This window comes from Simiduia agarivorans SA1 = DSM 21679 (assembly GCF_000305785.2).
Lineage (GTDB): Bacteria > Pseudomonadota > Gammaproteobacteria > Pseudomonadales > Cellvibrionaceae > Simiduia > Simiduia agarivorans.
On sequence record NC_018868.3, the window covers coordinates 3,140,092 to 3,158,362 of the forward strand.

Consider the following 18,271-nt stretch of genomic DNA (forward strand, 5'->3'; position numbering starts at 1 on the left):
TAGGGGTTAAAGAGTTGGTTCCTATGGGTCCATGCCAGGATCTTTTTGATTGAGAGTGCTGATGGTGGGCTCTGTCTGGCAAAAAGTTGAATGGATTAAACGCAGTCCCTATGCGCTGATTACGAATCAGGACTCGAACGCCTTGCACCGACGCTTGAACCAGTTGATCCGTTTTTGAATATTGTTCGGACAGTTATCTGTGCAAGTGTATGTAAGCTCAGAGATGCGGGTAATGGCCGGGTTCTGTTCGACAATTTTGCCGTCAATCACGTGTTCAAATCCATGGCCTGCGCTGGTGAACCGGTAATAGTTGCCGATATCGCCAATAAGCACCTTGTCCTGAGCGGACGCGTATACATCAAAGCGCCACATATTCCAGCTGCTCCAATTAAAACTGGCCAGACAGCGGTTCATGGCTTCACCCACGCTGGGTTTTGCTTCGGCGTTTGTTTGCGATTCAGCAATCCCCGGTATGCTGGAAATCAGCAGCGCGATCAGCATCAGGTATCCTTTGAACATGTGCCATTCCTTAATTATTTTTCTTGCTGTGGAAGAATAAGGTAGTGTACTCATTGTGTCACGCACTGTACGGCTGCTGTTTGGGGTCGATTGCATTATGAGCGGCACTGTGTGACTCAGTGCCGCGCGTCATTTTTACGTTGGATTCTTGGCGAGGTGTACTTTCGTGCGCGGCTCGTCATGCCCGCTTTGTGGAAGCTGACATTTCACTGTGCCGATAGCCATAAACGCCATAGATAACGAGCCCAATCAGGCTCCAGATACCGAACCGTTCGATGGAAATTGCCGGCAAGCTGATAAACAGGAGCACGCAACCCATCAGGGCGATGCCAGCGACCGCATAGACGGCGGGGCAGCGGAACGGCCGGTGCCAGTTTGGTTGCTGATGGCGCAGCAACATCACGGCGATGGCAACAACAATGAATGCGAACAAGGTGCCTGTGTTGGACATCTCGGCAATCTGATCCAGCGGCAACAGGCCTGCGAGAACGGCAACCAGCGCCGCGGTGAGCCAACTCAGGCGCGCGGGCGTGTGGTAGCGGGTATGCAGGCGGGTGAGTGAGCGTGGAATGAGTCCGTCCCGTGCCATCACAAAAAATATCCGGGTCTGGCCGTACAGCATCACCATAATCACTGTGGGCAGTGCGAATATGGCGATCAATGCGATGACATTGCCCAGTTGTTCGTAGCCGAGTGTCCGCATCACGTACGCCAGAGGTTCAGGGTTGCCCGCGAGGGCTTTGTAGTGCACCGCGCCCAGTGCAGCCAGAATCACAAGCAGATAGATCAGCGTACAAATGACGATTGAGGCAATCACGCCGATGGGGATGTTGCGCTGGGGGTTTACGGTTTCCTCTGCCGCCGTGGAAACCGCATCAAAACCTACGTAGGCAAAAAATATCAATGATGCCGCTGCCAACACGCCGCGCACCAGACCGTCTTGCTCGCTGGCCCAAAAACCGTAAGGCATGAAAGGTGACAGCTTGTCTGGGCTGAAAAATGTCAGTGTGACAGCAATAAAAATCAGCAGCCCGATGAGTTTGGCACCTACCAGGAATGCATTCAGCCGAGCAGATTCGCGCGTGCCCCGGACCAATAGTGCTGCGATACAACCCACCAATAGCACTGCCAGCAGGTTGATGCCGCCTGTCTCTGTGTTGGTGAAATAGCCGGTGCGCAACCACAGGGGCAGCGCGAGGTCATAGTGTGCCAGCAGGCCGTTAATATAGCCGGCCCAGCCCGCCGCGACGGCTGCCGCCGCCGCGGTGTATTCCAAAATGAGATTCCAGCCCACCAGCCACGCCAACCATTCCCCCACCGAAAGGTAGGCGAAGCTGTAGGCGCTGCCAGCTACCGGCGCCATGGCCGTCAGTTCGGCATAGGCCAGGGCGGCAAACACGCACACCAACCCCGCGATAAAAAACGATAACAGTAAGCCTGGCCCGGCGCGTTCTGCGCCCAACGCCGTAAGCAGAAAAATACCGGTACCGATAATGGCGCCAATGCCCAGAAACGTCAGCTCAAAGGCACCCAGCGTGCGTTGTAAGGGGGCGCGCTCGGCGCCCCGGGTCAGGTCTTGCTGTGATTTAATGCGGTTCACAGTCATGGCCCGTCAGTGTTTCAATATGCCAACCAACTGGCTCACCGGCGTTGGCTGATGCAGGGCCAGATGCGTGAGTTTGCGCATTTGTGTCAGGGTGATAATCGAGCGCATTTCGTCACTGGCGCTGTCCATGATGACGAGCTCCTGCAGTTGTTTTTGCAGCATCAGCTTTGCCAATTTGCGGACCGACAATTGTGAAAAGGCACTGAGCTCAATGGCCAGCAACGCGGACAATGGTTTCATCAGTTGCCGGGCGTCCATCAGCGCAAGATCAAAACCCGCCTGCTGCAGACTCATGCGGTTTTCCAGCAACAGCACCGATTCGAGAATGCAACCCAGTATCTCGTGCTGACTGTTGACCACCAGGCCGAAGTCATACGGCGATTGGATAACCTGCTCGGCGGCGACCTCAAGGTGGGTTGATCCACTGAAGCAGGCGGGCGGCAGATCGCGGAAATCCCGGAACAGTGCCAGTGCCGGGGAGTGGGCGAACAGCTCGGGGCTGGCAGTTTTTTCGATGATGGTTGTGCGGGCGCGTTTAATGCTATTCAGAGCGAACATAGGAGATCCTTTGCAAGGCAAATACAAGACGTTTTTTAAGCAGTGTAATCAGGCAGAAAAACGTTCTGGCGGTGCGCGCACCGCTGCAAAGGTATAGGTTCGCGTGGGGACGAAACGGGTGAAAGCCAATGGATAGCCGCTGCTGGTGACCACGGTCCACAGGCATTGGAATGCCGTGGTGAGGGGCGCCGGCGGCGTATCCTGGCGCTCGATCTGGGGCGCAGTGGAAGCGAGTTCCACACTGGCCAGAAATGATTTGGGTGCGTTGGTTTTGCTATGCAGGTGGTAAAGCTGGGCCGAGCCCAGGGCCAGCAATAAACTCAAACACGCCAGCAACGACAAACCATTAAATGGGCTGCGGCGTTGGGGGCTTGGATTGTTTATTACTGGGTAGGGCAGCAACCGGCGGGGCAGCATAGGAGTCCAGCGCTATCTTAAGGTGTGAAAAATCTCAGCGCGACTCAATATTCCTCCTGTGCCCGCAAAAACACAATATGGCGGCAAACTATTTTTTCAGCCGGCCTTTTTGTCGCCTTGTGACGGCCCGCGTCGGGCGTCTGGTGGGGTGTTTTGTGCGCGATAGCCAGATGGCGTTGTGCCTTGCCAGCGTTTAAAACTGCGCCGGAAACTGGCGCCATCGTGAAACCCCAATTGCAAGGCAATGGCATCCACACTCAGTTGCGGGTTGTTGAGTAACTGGCAAGCGCAGCGATGCAGATAGGTGGTCTGCAAGTGATGAAAACTGGTGCCTATTGCGCGGAGCCGGCGATTGAGTGTCCGGCTGCTCATGTGTAAATGCGTGGCCGCCTGGTCTTGGGTCCAACGCTGGCCCGGTGTTTCGCTGAACCATTGCATCAATATGTGCGGTAGCGCGTCAGCGGACTGCCCCTGTGATTGCAGGGCCTGTTCGCACAGCGCAAGTGCAAGGGCGTGTTGTGCTGCATCGGACATCAGGGACGGGCGGGTCAGTAAGGTGTTGTTTAAAAACAACCGGGCGACGGAAGAGCCCAGGCGGATCCTATCCGCATAGGGATGAAAGAGGTCCGGGCTGTCCGAAGGTTCAAACTGCGGTAACTGGATTTCGCCGTCAAAGGCGGCGCCGGTATAGCTGCTGATGGCAGAACACAGGGCCGCGGTGGTGGTGTGGGTAAGAAACCGGGATAAGCATTTCAGTGGCAGGCGGGGTTCAAGTTGGAGCCACCAGCCCGAGGCGTGCTTATTTATAGAGAGCGAAAAGACCGGTGCGCGTACGGGCAGGTATCGCTCCAGCAGTTGCAATGCGCTGCCGAGGTCGGCTGCACTGTAAAAGGCCGTACCCAGTTGGCCGTGTAAAGCCAGTTGCATTTGCAGACCCAATTGCCAGCCAAGTCGGGGTTCCGGGTATTGCGCAAGCAGGTGTTCCAGCAGCGGCCATTGGCTCTCCAGAGGTGCCTGTGTCGGATGGGTTTCCAGGCCGCAGGCTGCCACCAGCGCGCGTGTGCGTGCGTCATTGGCGCCCGTCGCCTGCAATAGCAGGCGCAGGTAACTGGTAGGGAGACTGGCGGTCAATGGCTGTGTTCCTCAGCAGCAGTTGAATCCAGTGTATCCCGCATGGCGCAAAATGTCCCCCTCTTGTCACGGCCGGTCATGGCAGAGTGTTAGCCAAAGGCCGAAGCTGTTTGAGTGCTTAATCGGGGGCAAAAAAATGGATGAAGCTTTTAAAACGTTGTTGCAACGCCCGCAGTTCGCGTGGCCCACATTGGCGTTGTTGGTGGGCTGCTGGTTGGCATTCGGATTGTCTACCGCGTTGGGTGTGAGTGGCTATTGGTGGTGGGGCTGGAGTGTCGCGTGCAACGCCCTGGCGGCATACCTTGTATTTACGGTGGGTCACGATGCCAGTCACGGCAGCGTGAGCCGGGTGCGGTGGCTGAACGATACGGCCGGATTGTTCAGTACCTTATTGCTGTCGCCCATTCCGTTTTTTCGTTTGTTCCGCTACGTCCACATGCAGCATCATCGCCACGTGAACGAACCCGGCGCCGATCCGGACCACTATTGCGGTACCGGCCCGCGTTGGCAGTTGCCGCTGCGCTGGGCGACGCTCGATCTGCACTATCTTTACCTTTACTTTCAACCCGCCTGTTTCACCAAGCGGTCTGTCGCAGATCAGCGCGCCATTGTATTGGCGATGGGCTTTGCCTTTTTGGTGTTTATTGGTTTTCTGCTGTCGCCCTGGTTCGCTGAATACCTGCTATTTTTTATCCTTCCTTCCCGGATTGCGGTTTTCTTGCTGGCCTTGTGTTTTGATTTCCTACCCCACTACCCCCATACGGTAAAAGCCAGTGAGGCGCCTTACCAGGCCACGGCTAACCGGCTCGGCGCCGATTGGCTCTTGTGCCCGTTATTGACCATGCAAAACTATCACTTGTCGCATCATCTCTATCCATCGGTTCCGTTTTACCGCTACCGCAAAGCCTGGTTGGCGCGGGAGGCTTTTCACGAGTCACAACTGCCGGCAACACAAACGCCGTTGGGCCTGCGACCCTTGCAAAGAGGCATGGCAGAGGCTCAGTAATCATTTCCTGAAACGAAAAATAATGGGGCGATGGTATTTTTCACTGCGGGCAGGGTACTTGAGGCGAATAGTTCATCCGGGCGTCAAGGTATGGAAAACGAAGGGCCGCCAGAGCGGCCCTTGTTCGGGTTATTGCACTTGGTAGATCGTTGTTGTGCCACTCACTTCGTTTCCCACCACCAATAAGGCGTCAATAGAGGGGCTGCTTTTAGGGGGCCAGGTCGCCGGCATCCACGCCCTCACTATCGCAAAGGTCGCTCTTATCGGCAACCAGACCGTTGCATGTGTACAGCCTGTGGCAGGCCGGATGGTTGCCACAGTAGGTTCTTTACTGTGTGTGGGTGCCTCAGGCCAGAGCGGGTTGCGCTTGCGATGGCGATGATTTTTTCGGCCAGTACCATAAAGCCGCGAGCACGAGGAGGCTCACCAATTGCGATACCAGGCTGGCCTCCAGGCCAAAGCCTCCGCCGCTGAGCCAGACGGGTGCATCGGTGATGTGCGCCACCAGCAGGCCCTGAGTTTCGTGGCCGCTGACGGCGACGCCCATCACGCTGCCTTGCATCCAGTTCCAGCCCAGGTGCAAACCAAATGGCAGCGCCAGACTTTTAGTGCGCCAATAGGCGAGGCCAAAAATGAGTGAAGCGATGGCAAGGTCTGTACAGGCGCGCAACTGTACCCAGCCTTCCATTTCGGGGTTTTCCAGATGACCAAACGCAAAAATAGCGGCCACCAAAAACTGTGCGCCGATAAAACCGATGCCATCGATAAGGCGTTGAAAGATAAAGCCCCGGTGTAACAGTTCTTCCATTAAAGCACCAAGTGCAAAACCCCATAGCCCGATGAGCAGAATGTTCATCGAGGCATTGGGGTTTACTGAAAATTCCACGCCGCCAGCAATCCAGATGGGAATGGCGACCGCCAATAGCCAGGCGATGCCGAGCGCCGTACCCAGTAAAAGCTGCGCAAGCCAGCGGCGATCAAATTGCAGGCCAACCTGCCCCAATGTTTGTTTGCGCAAGCGCATGCAAATCCAGGTAATCAAAAAAATCAGCAGGGGTGGGATCGCGTCTACCACTGATTCCGGGACGTTAACGTCGCGCAGCTGGGTACTCAGCAATCGATACAGGGTTGCGTTATCACGATCAGCCCGATGAACAGCAGAATCCACCAGCCGTTGCGCCATTTCCCTTCGGCGTTAAAAAATATTTTTTTCATTTATGTTTGCTCCCGGATAATTTTTTGTAATTTTCCATTGGATTATTGGTGAAGCCAGTGGGCAGTGACAGTACAGCTCGGTCGATGGTACCTGCGATACGACCAGTCGAGCGATGATGCAACCGCCTGACAGGATTGGGGCTTCTACCACCAATGGCACAGGTCGTGGTGGTTGACCCTGTGGGTGAGCAGAGTAAACTGCGCGCCATCGCACGCAGGTGCCAGGGTGACCACCTAAGGATGAGTGGTCATGCTCTGGTTAAATGGGAAACCGGTGAAACTCCGGTGCTGCCCCCGCAACGGTAAGGCCGAACTGAACGGCCAAGCCCGATACCGGCCTGAGGCGCGCTTGAAGCAGATGATTGCTTCAGGCACTCAATGTAGCGGAGGGCTGCATGGTGAGCCGATATTGCCCACTTTTCTCCCTCCCTCAATTTATCTTAAAAATTGGGGAGCCCCTATGAAGACCAAAGTACTCGCGCTGGCCGTTGGCCTCGCATCCACCACTGCGCTGGCTCAGACCGTGCAGGACGAAATTGTGGTGACGGCCACGCGCACCGAAACGCCGCTATCGCAGACCATTGCGCCGGTTACCGTGCTGACAGCAGAGGATATTGCTGCATTGCAGGTGGTGGACGTGCCCGAGCTGATCAACCGGTTTGCCGGTCTCGATCTGGTGCAAAGCGGCGGCCGTGGCGCCACCGCCAGTGCGTTTGTGCGCGGTACTAACAGCAGCCATTTGTTGGTACTGGTGGACGGTGTTCGCATCGATTCGGCGACCTTGGGGGCGAGCGCTATCCAGTACCTGGACCCGGCCTCGATCGAACGCATTGAATTGGTGCGCGGGCCTCGTTCGAGCTTGTATGGCTCCGATGCCATTGGCGGCACCCTGCAGATCTTCACCCGCAAGGCCAGCAATGAGGGTGCAAATCTGGCGCTGAATGTGGGTTATGGCTCGCACAATGAGCAGCGCTATCGGCTCGCCGGCGGTTTCAAATCTGACACCGCCAACCTGAATGCCACGCTCAGCCACCACACCACCGACGGTTATGACCGCACGCTGAACGAAAGCTATGGCGATGCAGATGACGATGCTTATAGCGTAACCAGTGCGAGCGTGTCGGGCGAATTGAGCCTGACCGATGCAACCGCCGTTTTTGCCAGCGCGCAATACCAGACCGGCGAAAGCGATACAGACCGTCTGTGCAATGATGCCTGGGGCCCGTGTAATCCCGTGTCGCTGCCCTACACCGAGTTCAGCAATGGCATATTGGATGCCGGTATCAAATCCCAGGTAAACGATCTGTGGCGGGCGGAATTGCGGGCCGGCGTTGCTCAGGACGAATCTGAAAACTTCGATCATGTACCCGGTGTGGCCGAGTCAGTTTGGGGCGGCACCAATACCTTTACCACCGAGCGCCGTCACGCCAGTTGGCAGAACGACCTGGCCGTGGCCGAAGGCCAGTTGGTGACGCTGGGTCTGGACTATGAGCGCGAGTCAGTGGATTCCAATAACGTAGCGTACGACGAAGATTCGCGTACCACGCAGGCGGTTTTCGGACAGTATCAGGCGCAGGTGGGCAATCACTCATTTGTACTGGGTGCGCGCACGGATGATTCCGACCAGTATGGTCGTAAAAACACCGGCAACCTGTCCTGGGGCTGGGCGGTGGACGAGGCCTGGACTCTCGTGGCTTCGGCCGGCACCGGTTTTAAGGCGCCGAGTTTTAACGATTTGTATTGGCCGTTTTCCGGTAACCCGGACCTGAAGCCCGAATCATCGCAAAACCTGGAAGCGGGCGTGAAATACCGCGACGGCGAACTCTACTTCGCCATGAATGCCTTCCAGAACAACATTGACGACCTGATTGCCTGGGCGCCCGTGGACCCGAGCGACCCATTCAGTGCCTGGTTGCCCGGTAACGTGAACAAGGCGGAGATTCAGGGTAGCGAGCTGGAGCTGCAAAACCGCTTCGGCGATGTGCTGGTGAGCGCCAATTACACCTACCTTGAGCCGGAAGACAAAGCTACCGGCAATCAGCTGATCAATCGTGCCAACCAGCTGTTCAACCTGGACGTGAGTCGTGCCTTTGGCCCGGTGACGCTGGGTATGGTGATTGAAGCCCGTTCCGCGCGTTACAGCGATGCCGCCAATTTGAATAAGGTGCCCGGCTACGGTTTGTTGCATGCCCGCGCCAGTTGGGCGGTGACCGAACATTTCAGCCTGGATGCGCGCATCAACAACCTGCTCGACAAGGAGTACACCGTAGTGCGGAACTTCCGCGAAGACGGTATCAACGGCTTTGTGAGCGCCAACGTCCGCTTCTGATAAGACGACGGGGTCAGACTTTCACCAAAGTACCAAGGGGTCGGACCCCTTGGTACTTTGGCGCAGGGGAGTCTGGCCTGACCGGGTCTGACCCCGTATTGCGACTCCGTATTGCGCCCACATTGCGTGACCCCGCATTGCGGGATGTGGCGCTTATCTCGTCCTACTAGTTCCTACCACTATAACTACAGGAACTGCCATGAACCGCTGGATTCTCAGTGGCTTGAGCTGCGCAGTCGCCCTGGCGCTCAGTGCCTGCGGTGAACCGGACAAGCCAAAACCCACGCTCGAATTACCCGATAAAGATCCTTTCCCCTCCACCTATCAGGTGCCGGCAGCCAATACCCTGCTGATCAAAGGCGCGCGCATTCTGGTGGGCGATGGCACAGAACTGACCCATGCCGATGTGGTGGTAGCCGATGGCGTGATCAAGGCGGTGGGTGAAGGCCTGCAGGTACCGGAAGGCGCAACTTTGGTGGATGGCCGTGGCAAATGGCTGACCCCCGGGCTGATCGATGTGCACTCGCACATGGGTAACTACCCGGCGCCGGCGACGGACAACCATGCCGATGGCAACGAAATGACCAGCCCGGTCACCGCCCAGGTGTGGACCGAGCATTCGGTCTGGCCGGAAGACCCCCAGTTTGAAAAAGCCCTGGCCGGTGGCGTCACCACCGTGCAGATCCTGCCGGGCTCCGGCAATCTGATCGGCGGGCGCGGCGTGACCTTGAAAAACGTACCCTCGGTCACTGTGCAGGGCATGAAATTTCCCGGCGCGCCCTACAGCCTGAAAATGGCTTGCGGCGAAAACCCCAAGCGGGTTTACGGTTCCAAGGGCCAGCTGCCGTCTACCCGTATGGGCAATATGGCGGGCTACCGCAACGCCTGGATAGAAGCGGCGGAATACCGGAAAAAATGGGCCGATTACCAGAAAAAAATCGAAGCGGGCGAAGAGGCTGACGTTCCGGGCCGCGACCTGCGTCTGGAAACGCTGGCCGGCGTGCTGGATGGCGAAATCCGCGTGCACAACCATTGTTACAAGGCCGATGAAATGGCGCAGATGATCGATATGTCGAAGGAATTCGGCTACGAGATTGCCGCCTTTCACCACTCGGTGGAAGCCTACAAAGTGGCGCCGCAATTGGCGCAGGAAGGCATTTGCGCGGTGATGTGGGCCGACTGGTGGGGCTTCAAGCAGGAAGCGTTCGATATGGTGCGCGAGAACATTGCACTGGTGGATTACGTGAAGGGCTGTGCGATTATCCACTCGGATGACCCCATCCAGATTCAGCGCCTGAACCAGGAGGTGGCCAAAGCCATGAGCGCGGGCAACCGCCTCGGGTTGGGGCTGACGGGCGCGCAGGCGATCAAATGGGCCACCCTGAACCCGGCCAGATCGCTGGGCCTTGAGGACAAAATCGGTTCCGTGACCGAAGGCAAAAACGCCGATCTGGTGTTGTGGGATGCAGACCCCATGAGCGTTTACGCGCACGCCGAAAAAGTCTGGATTGATGGCAGTTTGCGCTACGACCGGCTCGACGCCAGCGTGGCCCCCACCAGTGATTTCAACCTGGGTATTCTGCAAGCCGGGGAGGTGCGCCCATGAACCGTTTGACTAAAACCCTGGCCAGCGCATTGATGCTGAGCCTGCCCCTGTGCGCGGCGGCGGAATCGATCCTGATCAAAGGCGCCGATATTTATACCGCCAGCAAAACCTTGCCGGCCACCGACTTGTTGATTGCCGACGGGCGCATTGAAGCCATGGGCAAAAATTTGTCCCTGCCGGCCGATCGCGTGATTGACGGCAAAGGCAAATCCGTTACGGCCGGATTGTTCAACAGCTACACCCAGCTGGGCGTGGTGGAAGTGGGTGCCATTGAACAGACGGTGGATTTCCACACGGAGCGCACCGACATTACCGCTGCATTGAAAATGGCCGACGCGTTTAACCCGCAGTCCACCTTGCTGCCACACAATCGCGCCCATGGCCTCACCCACGCGGTAATCATGCCGGAATCCGGCAGTGGGTTGTTCTCGGGCACTGTTGCGCTGGCACAGTTGGGCAACAGTCCGCGCATCGTGCAGAAAAACCTGGGCGTAGCGGTGGATTACACCGAGTATGGCATCAGCCTGGCAGGCAACTCCCGTGCCGCGGCTATCGCTTTGTTGCGCCAGGCGCTGACCGACGCCCGGGATTTTGCGGCCAATAAAAAAGCCGCGCTGGCAGGCGAGACCCGGGAATTTTCCCTGAGCCTGATGGACCTGGCGGCTTTGGAGCCGGTGATCAAAGGCGAAACCCTGTTGTTTGCCCGCGTGCATCGCGCTGTGGACATTGTGCAGATCCTCGATCTGGCCAAGGAATACCAACTGAAGCTGATGTTGGTGGGCGTGCAGGAAGGCTGGATGGTGGCCGACAAAATTGCCGCCCAGGGCGTGCCGGTGCTGATGGACCCGATTGATAACCTGCCCACGGGTTATCAGTCGCTGGGTGCGCGGCTGGACAATGCGGCGCTGCTGCACAAGGCTGGCGTGCCTTTGTTGTTTACCGGCATGAGCTGGCACAACACACACAATGCTTATCTGGTGCGTCAATCTGCCGGCAATGCCGTGGCCAATGGGCTGGACAAAACTGTCGCCATTGCCGCCATGACCGCCAACCCCGCGCGCTGGTTCAAAGCACCGGTAACGGGCGATCTGGCAAAAGGTGGCGTGGCCGATCTGGTGCTGTGGAGTGGCGACCCGTTGGAGGTTACCAGCGAGCCGGTATTGGTGATGGCCGGGGGTGAAACGGCGTCGATGGTGACCCGCGCCACGATGCTGCGCGACCGTTACTTCGAGCGCCTGAAGCCTGCCAAGTAAGCAGTGATAAAAGCGGCGCAAGCCGCTTTTTTACTTTTTGATTCAGCCTGCGTTAAGCCCACCTGCCGCTATAATTCAAAAAACGCAAAATACAGACTGCTATGAAAAAGATCATCTATTGCCTATTGGCCGTTATGGCCCTTCTCGCCGGTGGTTGTGCCACCATGAACAAACAGGAATGTGAAGTGGCCGACTGGTATGCCATTGGTTATCAGCACGGGGTGCATGGCCAGGGCACCGGCAAATACAAGGAATACGCCAGCGATTGTGCCGATCACAACATCAAAGCCGATTTCACCGCTTTCAAACGCGGTCATCGCGCCGGTCTGGACGAATACTGCAGTTACGATACCGGCCGGAATCTCGGCCAGAACGGCAGCAGTTACAATACCCAATGCGAATCCGGCCGCTACCCGGAATTCGAGCGCGGTTATCACTTGGGCTTGGAGGACTACTGCAATTACGACAATGGCCTTATCTCGGGCGAGAACGGCTACAGCCTTAACCGCGCGTGCAATGCCTACCCGTCGTTTGGTGCCGGTCACGAGGCGGGCTATGCACGGTATGAAATCCGCCGCAGCATTGCGTCGCTAGAACAAGAGCTGAGCGATATCGAAAGCCAGATTTCTGCAGAACAAGCGTTGATTGCCGATTCGGAAGCGCTGATTATCAGCAAAGATGCAACTGTGGATGAGCGCACGCAGGCGCTGATTGATATCAAACTGCACAGGGAAGAAATTTCCAAACTGCGCAAGGCGCGCCATCGCGTTGAAGCCAGTCTGAGTGATTTGCACATGCAGCTGGACGGACCCGGCTTGCGGTGATTGGTGTCATATAGATGGGGTCGAAGGTGGAATGCGCTATCGCTTATTCCACCCTACAAAAGCGCCCAAATCCCGTAGGGTGGAATAAGCGTAATGCATTTCACCAATCCCGCGATCAATCACCGCACGGATGAATAAGCGTAATGCATTTCACCAATCCCGCGATCAATCACCGCACGGATGAATAAACGCAACGCATTCCACCAATCCCACGATCAAGCACCGCACGGATGAATAAACACAATGCATTCCCCCAGCCCCGCGCCCAAACCCGTAGGGTGGAATAAGCGATAGCGCATTCCACCAACCCCGCGATCAATCACCGCACGGAAGAATAAACGCAATGCATTTCACCAACCCCGCGTCCAAACCCGTAGGGTGGAATAAGCGATAGCGCATTCCACCATTGCATTCCACCTTCGCAATCCACCCATTTCTCGCCTAAACCTACCGCTCCCACTCATTCGCCAACACGCCCAACATCACCACCCAGGCGGCGATGTTCTGGTTGAAATCCTCAACCACAATTTTATCCAGCGTGTCGTCGGCGGTGTGGTGGTAATCGAAATAATCGGTGCCGTCCTGCTTCAGTCGGAACACCGGCACACCTTTTTCCGCCATGGGAATAATGTCGGGGCCGCCGCCGGTGGCTTTGTTGCCTTTGTAGTCGATGCCCAGGGGTGCCATCAGGTGCTTGATGCGTGCCACCATCGCAGCGTCTTCGCGCGCCATTTTCGTTTCCCAGGCGTAGATCCGGCCGGCACCGAAATCGGATTCTGAGGCGATTACATGATTTTTCAGCAGCGCTTCGTTGTCGCGCGCATACGCTTTAGCGCCGAGTAAACCCTGTTCTTCATTGGCAAACGCAATCACGCGCAGGGTGCGCGCGGGGCGATGCTCGGGGTGCAGGAAAAACGCGGCGGCGGCGGTGGTGATGGCCACACCGGCACCGTCATCCAGGGCGCCGGTACCCAGATCCCAGCTGTCCAGGTGGCCGCCAATCACAATGCGCTCGTCGGGTCTGCTGCTGCCGGTCACTTCCGCAATCACATTGTGCGAACGGTATTCACCGGTAAAGCCCACGTCGATATCCAGTGCCACTTCCACCGCGCCTTTGACCAGCAAACGCTCCAGCTGATCCGCATCGGGATTGGACAAGGCTGCCGCCGGAATGGTGGGGGTGCCAGCGCTCAGGCTCATCATGCCGGTGTGGGGAAAACGGTGGCTGTCGGTGCCGATGGAGCGGATCAACAATGCGCTGGCGCCTTTTTTCTCGGCCGTGATCGCGCCCTTGGCGCGCGCGATCACCGCTTCACCGTAACCGGCGCCGTCGATGTGTTTGTCCATGCGGTTGCGGATGAACACGATCTTGCCTTGCACTGCGGCATCATCAACGGCTTGCAGGGCGGCGAAGTCATCCACCATGAATACCTCGGCGCTCAGCTTGCCACCGGCCGAGCCACCCAGCGCGGTGATGTGCAATGGCTGGCTGCTGTTGCCGATCACGGCCGCGCGTTCATGCTTGCGCTCCCACAAAGGAAACACCACCGGCTCCAACCAGACCTTGTCGAAGCCCATGGTCTTGAAGCGTTGCTCCATCCATTTGACCGCGCGCGCATCGGCCTCGGTACCGGGCATGCGGGCACCTACTTCGGTGGTGAGGTCGCTCACCAACTGGTAGCCGGTCATGTCGGTCAGCGCGCGATCGCGCAAGTCAGCCAGCGGGTCCTGTTGAATTTGCGGGGTGGTGCAAGCGGTGAGCGCCAGTAGCAGGGCGCCGGTGAACAGCGAGCGCATGGGGTTGTCTCCAGCCAAAAACCGGCAAGTCTAGGGGGTAAATTGAGTTGATGGAACCCGATAGAGCATACCCGCGCGGGATTTGGTATAAGGGGGCAGAAAAATGAATAAGAGAGCAATCTATGGCGGGTTTCAATGGTCGCCGCGTGGCGTGGCAACTGCATAAATACCTTTCCTATCTGGTGTTTGCCCAGGTGTTTTTCTGGGTCGCGGGCGGGGTGTTGTTTGCCACCCTGCCGTTTAAAGCCTGGGTCAAAGGCGGTGACTATATCGAAGCGCCTGCTGCGCCGGTGATTCACGCCGGGCAACTGGACACCGCCTTAGCGACCCTGACCGGGGTCACGCGGGTAGAGGCAGTGGCTTCGGCCAATGGCGATTTGCTGCGGGTGGAAAGTCCGGACGGTGTGCATTGGTTTGATGCCCGCGGCTTTGCCGCGCCGCTGGCCGATGCCCTGGCCGTTGAGGCGTTCGGGCAATCCCTGCTGAAAACCCCGGCGCAATCGGTATATGTGCGCTGGCTTGCGGATACAGAAACCCGCTTGGGCATTGTGGATGAGCTGGGCGGGCAGGTGGGCGTCTGGCAGATGACGGTGGATGACAGCTACCGGTTGTATTTCGGACCCGAGGGGCAATTCCTGAAAGTGAGGACTGACTACTGGGTTTGGTTCGATGCCTTCTGGCGTCTGCACATCATGGATTACGGGCTGGGCGAGGATTTCAACAACACATTGCTCAGGGTATTTTCCTGGCTGGCCTTGTTGTTTGTGCTGTCTGGGATGGTGCTGAGCTACTTTGCGGCCAGGCAACAATGGCGGAAATCCAGCCCGTTTAAATAAAAATAATTCTCATTTGTGTTGACTAGCAAATAATAATGGTTATCATTTGCAAAAAATGACTGACAATCCATTATTGGGGAACACACGTGAACACGCAGGGATTTGCCATTGGGCTAATGGCGGCCGCGATTGCCGGCCAGGTATGGGGTAATACAGATCCGGTGGCGGCAACCGCCACCGACGGGCAGGACAGCATGGAAACCGTGCAGGTCTGGGCCACGCGAGTGAAGAGTTCTTCCGTATACCTGGGCGAAACCCAGATCGTCACCCGTCAGGCCGATCACCTGAGTGAATTGATGCGCGATATCCCCGGTGTCGACATCGGCGGCACCCATTCGGTGAATCAGCGCATCAATATCCGCGGCCTGGATGACCGCAACCTCAATATCACCATCGATGGCGCGCGCCAGAACAATTACCTGTTCCACCACATGGGCAACCTGTTGGTGAATCCGGATATTCTGCGGTCGGTGGACGTGGATGTGGGTGCGAACTCGGTGTTGGCTGGCGCGCTCGGTGGTGCCGTGCGGTTTGAAACCAAGTCGGCTGCCGATCTGCTGCAGGGGGCGTCCTTTGGTGCGCGCGCGCAACTGGGTTACAACACCAATGCAGCCAGTTCCGGTTCGCTCACGGCCTATGGCAAGCTCACCGATAACACCGATCTGCTCGGATACATCAATCAGATTGACCGGCGCAATTTCAAAGACGGCAATGGCACCGAAATTCTGGGCAACGACGGCCGCCAGATGAATGGTCTGGTGAAGTTCGGTGTGGACCTGAACCCGGATCATCGCCTGACGCTGACTTACGATCGCTACGACGATCGCGGTGATTACACCCCCCGGCCCGACATGGGTGTGGCCACCAACAGCAGTATCTCGGGCGATGTATTGTTTGATACAGAATTCGGCCGGCAAACACTCAACCTGGGTTACCGGGGTGCTCTGGGCGATGCCGGCGAGCTGGTGATCAACGGCTACCAGGCCCGCTACACACTCTGGCGCGACGAGGAAAACCTCTACGGCACCGGCGAAGTGGAAGGTCGTGCAGACAATACCGGCGTGGTGTTGTTGGCAACGCAGGATCTGCATTGGGGGCTGGATCACGCGCTGACGCTGGGTGCCGAATGGAACGACTACCAGACCGAGTACATCGAAGAAGGCGCAGCACTCGGGGCCGAATCCCAGGATGCGCGCGCAATCTATTTGCAGGACCGGCTGAGCCTCACCGACAGTGTGTTCCTGACACCGGGCGTACGCTATGACCAGATCCGCAACGATTCGGTCAACGGCAATGAAACCTACGGCGATTGGAGTTTCGCGCTGGCAGCCGAATGGCATCTCACGCAAGGGCTGCAACTGTTGGCCAGCAGCACCGAAGTGTTCAAGGCGCCGGAGCTGACCGAAGTGCTGGTGGGCGCGGGCTTTGGTAAGCCGGCCAATCCCGACCTGAAAGCCGAACAGGCCCGCAACGACCAGATTGGCGTGCAGTTTTCCCGGGACGCCATCCTCGGCGCCGATCAGTTCACGGCCGGTTTTAATCTTTTCCGCACCCACATCGATAACGCCATTCAGTATTCCACCCGTACCGGCGATAGCAATGTGGGCAAGGTGGACATTGACGGTGGCGAGCTGAGCCTGGTGTATGCCGTGGGGCAATTCAATGCGCTGTTCACTTACGCGCGCTCACGCTCCGATACGCACGGCCAGACTGCCAGCGGCACACTTGAACGCGAAGTGGGCGACAGCGTCGGATTGGAGCTGGCTTACACCCTGGCCGAATGGGATCTGGTGTGGACCAGTCGCCTGATTGAGGATGAACCCTCACAGGATAAACCCGGCTACGACATTCATAACGTGTCCTTGCGCTGGCAACCGGCGGCCATCGATGGCCTCTATCTGGTGGCCGGTGTGGACAATATTTTCAATGCCCAGTACACCTCACATGCATCGCGCGTGGGCGAATCCAATCATCCGCGCTTCGGCCATTTGGTGCTGAATGATTACGAGCCGGGTCGCAATGTGAAACTGACGGCGTCTTACAGTTTTTAGTTTTCCGTGCTTAACCGCATGTCTCAGTTGGGGCCCGCCAGGGCCCACTTTTTTATTGAATAAAGTATGAAGCCGCAATGGAGTAAGTGGGCCAGGACCACGCACTGGATCAGTTCGGCGCTGGGCTTGCTGAGCCTGCTGTCGTTTTCGGTGACCGGTATCACCCTCAATCACCCGGACTGGTTCTCGGCCAACCGCTCGGTCGAGCAGCGCACGTTGGTGTTGACGGAAAGTCAGCACGTTCATTGGCGTCAACAGGGTGAGCGCGCACAGTTTGAGCTGCTCGCGCAGTTACTGGACCAACAGTTTGCATTGCCGTTGCCGCAGCGTTTCGAACAGGACGACGTGGAATGGGTGTTTGATTACCCCAAACCGGGCGGCGTGATCACCGTGGTGTTTGATGTGGAAACCGGTGAACTTTTTTATGAAGAGGTCAATGACGGCTGGGTGTCTTTGATCAACGATCTTCACAAGGGCAGACACAGTGGCCGTGTCTGGTCCGGGTATATCGATATCACGGCGCTGGTGTGTATGTTCTTTTCGTTAACCGGGCTTTGGTTGTTATGGGTGCATGCGCGCAAGCGGCTGTCCACCTGGCCGCTGGTGCTGGCGGGCGGATTGGTTCCGTTGTTTATCTATGGGATTTTCGTGCTATGAAAAACGGGTTTTTGTTTTTGGCTCTGCTGGTTGCCCATGCAAGACAAGCCGCTGAACTCAGGGTACAGGTAGCGATACCGCAATTGGATGTGGCGGAGTACCACCGCCCCTATGTGGCCGTATGGATTGAAAACGATCAGCGTAAAACCGTAGCACAAATCAGCCATTGGCTGGAACAGGAAAAATGGCATCGCGATTTGCGCAGCTGGTGGCGGCGGGGCGGCAAGTCCCTCGCGCTGCCAGTGGATGGGGTTACCGGCGCTACCCGCAAACCGGGGCGCTATGAGCTGGTTCAGCAGCTGGAGTTAATGCCCGGGAAGTATGTGCTGAATGTGGAAGCCGTGCGCGAGGTGGGCGGCCGTGAGCATATCAAACTGCCTTTTGTCTGGCAGGGAAAAAGCCTGACTTCACAGCAGCAAGGAAAACATGAACTGGGCGCCGTAGCTTTTACCCTGGCGCCCTGAGG

Annotated in this window: 16 protein-coding genes and 1 riboswitch; of the genes, 9 read left to right on the forward strand and 7 right to left on the reverse strand. The window is 57.3% G+C overall.

The features are described 5' to 3' along the window. Positions 1–126: 126 nt before the first annotated feature. From M5M_RS14195 to M5M_RS14215, 5 genes are all read right to left on the reverse strand, one after another. Positions 127–519 carry a hypothetical protein gene (locus M5M_RS14195; protein WP_015048183.1) on the reverse strand — a complete coding sequence of 131 codons (393 nt, stop codon included), beginning with the start codon at positions 517–519 and terminating at the stop codon, positions 127–129. Positions 520–697: 178 nt separating this feature from the next. Beyond that, positions 698–2,125 carry an APC family permease gene (locus M5M_RS14200; RefSeq protein ID WP_015048184.1) on the reverse strand — a complete coding sequence of 476 codons (1,428 nt, stop codon included), beginning with the start codon at positions 2,123–2,125 and terminating at the stop codon, positions 698–700. Positions 2,126–2,131: 6 nt separating this feature from the next. After that, entirely contained in the window at positions 2,132–2,683 is a 552-nt protein-coding gene (locus M5M_RS14205; RefSeq protein WP_015048185.1) for a hypothetical protein, read from the reverse strand. A 48-nt stretch (positions 2,684–2,731) separates the two neighbouring features. Then, the gene (locus M5M_RS14210) at positions 2,732–3,007 is read right to left on the reverse strand and encodes a hypothetical protein (RefSeq protein ID WP_144062470.1); all 276 of its coding nucleotides are present in this window, start codon (positions 3,005–3,007) and stop codon (positions 2,732–2,734) included. A gap of 189 nt (positions 3,008–3,196) precedes the next feature. After that, complete coding sequence (locus tag M5M_RS14215; RefSeq protein ID WP_015048187.1) at positions 3,197–4,231, reverse strand: AraC family transcriptional regulator; 1,035 nt, start codon at positions 4,229–4,231, stop codon at positions 3,197–3,199. A gap of 136 nt (positions 4,232–4,367) precedes the next feature. On the opposite strand from M5M_RS14215, the gene M5M_RS14220 reads away from it, so the two are divergent. Continuing rightward, on the forward strand, positions 4,368–5,237 hold the full coding sequence (locus M5M_RS14220) for a fatty acid desaturase (RefSeq protein WP_015048188.1): 870 nt from the start codon (positions 4,368–4,370) through the stop codon (positions 5,235–5,237). Positions 5,238–5,583: 346 nt separating this feature from the next. On the opposite strand, the gene M5M_RS14225 is transcribed toward M5M_RS14220, so the two are convergent. Continuing rightward, the gene (locus M5M_RS14225; protein ID WP_015048189.1) at positions 5,584–6,420 is read right to left on the reverse strand and encodes a CPBP family intramembrane glutamic endopeptidase; all 837 of its coding nucleotides are present in this window, start codon (positions 6,418–6,420) and stop codon (positions 5,584–5,586) included. Positions 6,421–6,672: 252 nt separating this feature from the next. Beyond that, a riboswitch (cobalamin riboswitch) is annotated at positions 6,673–6,808 on the forward strand. Positions 6,809–6,912: 104 nt separating this feature from the next. Here M5M_RS14225 and M5M_RS14230 point away from each other — a divergent pair. From M5M_RS14230 to M5M_RS19665, 4 genes are all read left to right on the forward strand, one after another. After that, positions 6,913–8,781 carry a TonB-dependent receptor domain-containing protein gene (locus tag M5M_RS14230; protein ID WP_015048190.1) on the forward strand — a complete coding sequence of 623 codons (1,869 nt, stop codon included), beginning with the start codon at positions 6,913–6,915 and terminating at the stop codon, positions 8,779–8,781. A gap of 199 nt (positions 8,782–8,980) precedes the next feature. Continuing rightward, complete coding sequence (locus M5M_RS14235; RefSeq protein ID WP_015048191.1) at positions 8,981–10,387, forward strand: amidohydrolase; 1,407 nt, start codon at positions 8,981–8,983, stop codon at positions 10,385–10,387. Beyond that, positions 10,384–11,640 (forward strand): amidohydrolase family protein, encoded by a 1,257-nt coding sequence (locus M5M_RS14240; RefSeq protein ID WP_015048192.1) that lies wholly within the window; start codon positions 10,384–10,386, stop codon positions 11,638–11,640. The genes M5M_RS14235 and M5M_RS14240 overlap by 4 nt, the downstream gene beginning before the upstream one ends. A 101-nt stretch (positions 11,641–11,741) precedes the next feature. Next, the gene (locus tag M5M_RS19665; RefSeq protein ID WP_015048193.1) at positions 11,742–12,464 is read left to right on the forward strand and encodes a DUF2799 domain-containing protein; all 723 of its coding nucleotides are present in this window, start codon (positions 11,742–11,744) and stop codon (positions 12,462–12,464) included. A gap of 447 nt (positions 12,465–12,911) precedes the next feature. Here the strand turns inward: M5M_RS19665 and M5M_RS14250 are convergent, their stop codons facing one another. Then, on the reverse strand, positions 12,912–14,261 hold the full coding sequence (locus tag M5M_RS14250) for a M28 family peptidase (RefSeq protein ID WP_015048194.1): 1,350 nt from the start codon (positions 14,259–14,261) through the stop codon (positions 12,912–12,914). Positions 14,262–14,383: 122 nt separating this feature from the next. On the opposite strand from M5M_RS14250, the gene M5M_RS14255 reads away from it, so the two are divergent. The 4 genes from M5M_RS14255 to M5M_RS14270 all read left to right on the forward strand — a co-directional run bounded on the left by M5M_RS14255 (position 14,384) and on the right by M5M_RS14270 (position 18,269). Beyond that, positions 14,384–15,097: a hypothetical protein gene (locus M5M_RS14255; RefSeq protein ID WP_015048195.1), complete on the forward strand. Its 714-nt coding sequence runs from the start codon at positions 14,384–14,386 to the stop codon at positions 15,095–15,097. Positions 15,098–15,183: 86 nt separating this feature from the next. Beyond that, positions 15,184–17,148, forward strand: coding sequence for a TonB-dependent receptor domain-containing protein (locus M5M_RS14260; protein ID WP_016389603.1), 1,965 nt, complete (start codon positions 15,184–15,186; stop codon positions 17,146–17,148). A gap of 66 nt (positions 17,149–17,214) precedes the next feature. After that, entirely contained in the window at positions 17,215–17,805 is a 591-nt protein-coding gene (locus M5M_RS14265; protein WP_015048197.1) for a PepSY-associated TM helix domain-containing protein, read from the forward strand. Then, positions 17,802–18,269, forward strand: coding sequence for a DUF2271 domain-containing protein (locus M5M_RS14270; RefSeq protein ID WP_015048198.1), 468 nt, complete (start codon positions 17,802–17,804; stop codon positions 18,267–18,269). The genes M5M_RS14265 and M5M_RS14270 overlap by 4 nt, the downstream gene beginning before the upstream one ends. Positions 18,270–18,271: the final 2 nt, after the last annotated feature.

Coding starts and splice junctions, on each gene's coding strand:
- M5M_RS14230 (WP_015048190.1), top strand. CDS start 6,913: ATGAAGACCAAAGTACTCGCGCTGGCCGTTGGCCTCGCATCCACCACT.
- M5M_RS14250 (WP_015048194.1), bottom strand. CDS start 14,261: ATGCGCTCGCTGTTCACCGGCGCCCTGCTACTGGCGCTCACCGCTTGC.
- M5M_RS14195 (WP_015048183.1), bottom strand. CDS start 519: ATGTTCAAAGGATACCTGATGCTGATCGCGCTGCTGATTTCCAGCATA.
- M5M_RS14240 (WP_015048192.1), top strand. CDS start 10,384: ATGAACCGTTTGACTAAAACCCTGGCCAGCGCATTGATGCTGAGCCTG.
- M5M_RS14220 (WP_015048188.1), top strand. CDS start 4,368: ATGGATGAAGCTTTTAAAACGTTGTTGCAACGCCCGCAGTTCGCGTGG.
- M5M_RS14235 (WP_015048191.1), top strand. CDS start 8,981: ATGAACCGCTGGATTCTCAGTGGCTTGAGCTGCGCAGTCGCCCTGGCG.
- M5M_RS14265 (WP_015048197.1), top strand. CDS start 17,215: ATGAAGCCGCAATGGAGTAAGTGGGCCAGGACCACGCACTGGATCAGT.
- M5M_RS14205 (WP_015048185.1), bottom strand. CDS start 2,683: ATGTTCGCTCTGAATAGCATTAAACGCGCCCGCACAACCATCATCGAA.
- M5M_RS14270 (WP_015048198.1), top strand. CDS start 17,802: ATGAAAAACGGGTTTTTGTTTTTGGCTCTGCTGGTTGCCCATGCAAGA.
- M5M_RS14255 (WP_015048195.1), top strand. CDS start 14,384: ATGGCGGGTTTCAATGGTCGCCGCGTGGCGTGGCAACTGCATAAATAC.
- M5M_RS14200 (WP_015048184.1), bottom strand. CDS start 2,125: ATGACTGTGAACCGCATTAAATCACAGCAAGACCTGACCCGGGGCGCC.
- M5M_RS14225 (WP_015048189.1), bottom strand. CDS start 6,420: ATGGCGCAACGGCTGGTGGATTCTGCTGTTCATCGGGCTGATCGTGAT.
- M5M_RS19665 (WP_015048193.1), top strand. CDS start 11,742: ATGAAAAAGATCATCTATTGCCTATTGGCCGTTATGGCCCTTCTCGCC.